This is a genomic window from Corynebacterium gottingense, assembly GCF_003693265.1.
In the GTDB taxonomy this organism is placed as follows: Bacteria; Actinomycetota; Actinomycetes; order Mycobacteriales; family Mycobacteriaceae; genus Corynebacterium; species Corynebacterium gottingense.
On sequence record NZ_RDRE01000105.1, the window covers coordinates 1 to 1,835 of the forward strand.

At 64.4% G+C, this 1,835-nt stretch carries 1 protein-coding gene and 1 pseudogene; both read right to left on the reverse strand.

Annotated features, from left to right (window positions below; genetic code table 11):
* A pseudogene (locus EAW56_RS11965) lies at positions 1 to 371 on the reverse strand (hypothetical protein); the annotation flags it as partial.
* A gap of 37 nt (positions 372 to 408) precedes the next feature.
* Complete coding sequence (locus EAW56_RS11970; RefSeq protein WP_244213434.1) at positions 409 to 1,788, reverse strand: oxygenase MpaB family protein; 1,380 nt, start codon at positions 1,786 to 1,788, stop codon at positions 409 to 411.
* Positions 1,789 to 1,835 lie beyond the last annotated feature (47 nt).

Consider the following 1,835-nt stretch of genomic DNA (forward strand, 5'->3'; position numbering starts at 1 on the left):
GACAGGTTCTGCGCAAGCACCGGGATCGCCAGCGCCGCCTGCTGTCCGCGCTCGAGGCGCTCCCAGTCGACGCCGTCGAGGGCCGCGTTCATGTCGTCGATAAGCGCCTTGACCTCGGGCAGCGTGGCATCGGTCGCCTCGCCGCGCGCGAGTGCCTCGCGCAGGTTCGGCATGATCTCCTTGCTCTTGTGGCCGCTGGTAAACAGCGCATCCGCAATGGGATCGGTCGCCCAAAACGCCTGCTCAAAGCGCTGCGCGCGGGCTTCGCCGAACTTTGCGACGAATGCGTCACGGTCGCCGCGCGCCGACGGCCACTCGGAGCGGTCGTAGTGGTCCTGCGCGAGCGGGTTCTCAGTAAAAGTCTGGGTCATGGTGGGTCTCCTTGTGGTTGGGGCGGGCCGCGCGGGGTTAGCGCAGGCCTTCCTTGGATGTGTCGTGCAGCTTGTACTCGGCCTTGACGTCCGGGGCCTTCTCGGCCACGTAGTCCTCGATCTGCTGGAAAACGTCAGACCACGGCGGCTTGCCGTCTCCGGCCTTCTTGGCCTTCTTGGCCTGCGCGCCCGGGAGCTTGTCCAGCAGGCGGTAGATGGCCGCCTCGGACTTCGCCTTGAGCAGGAATGCGATCTTCCAGTGCAGGTACGGGGTCGTTTCAAAGCGCGACCCCTTGACCATGAACTTCGTGTCCTCGTCGCCGATAATCAGCGACAGCGCGCCAAGCACCTGCCCCGGCATCTTCGGATCGAGGTCTTCGAGAATGCCCATGAGCGCGGTGGCAACGCGCACGTGGTAATCGGAGGAGTAGCCGCCGTTGGCGTAGATGAAGTCGGTCATCTTGCGCATCTCGTCGCCCGTCTTCGGGATCAGGCGCTCCTCGGCGCCCATGAGATGTAGGACCCACGCCCAGTACATGGCGACGTCGTCCCACTCCTCGCCCGTGTGTGGGCGTCCGAAGAACTCGTCCACGCCGATCGGCATGAGGGCGAACCAGCCTTCGCCAGAGACGAGGAACGATGAACCGATCGGGCGACCGAACTCGTTGTAGTGCTCAGGACCCCACAGCTTTTCCAGGCCTCGGTTTGCCTGCGCGTGCAGCAGGCGCACGCGCACCGCTGCCTTGAGGCCGTCGCTGAAGCGGTCGAACACCCCTTTCTTGCCCAGGTCAACGAAGAACTTCACCGTCTCGATGATGCGAGTAAAGGACTCGATCTCAAACATCGCTGTCTCGCCCGTCGCCGCGGAAGTGCGGTCCTCCATCGTGGTGGCCCAGTAGGCGAATCCGATGGAGAGCAGCTCTGCCGACGGCGTCACGTTGTAGTAGGCGATGCGGCCACGCTCCGCGGCCTCGAGGTCGATCCACTCCGGGATGTTGTCTACCTCGGCGAAGAACTCCACGAGCTCCGGCGACGGGTCAGCCACTGTGTCGATTCCGCTGTTGAGCGCCTGCTCGAAGTCCGCGCGGGATTTCTCGGCGCCATCGCGCTTGAACGCCTCGGCCAGCTTCGAGCCGGTCTCGTCGGTCTGCCACATATGGTCATCCAGCAGCTTGGTCTGGAAGCTGTCGTAGCCCTCCCAGGTGTCGGCCACCGTGTGCCACCGGTCAAAGAGGTTGTGGCGCAGCTTCGACCAGCCGGGGCGCTTCACGCGACGCTTCGGCGCCGGCCGCAGCGGCATCCCGTCGCGGTAGAAGTAGCGGAAGTCCTCGTAAGGGTTGTCCGACATGGGGAGAATCTCCGGGCGCACCGGATTTTGATACTGATGCTCCTCGCGGACATCTGTGCTGGCAGTCATCGTCATCCCGTTTCTCTGCACTTTTGCGCCGCCCCTTGCGGGCGGCT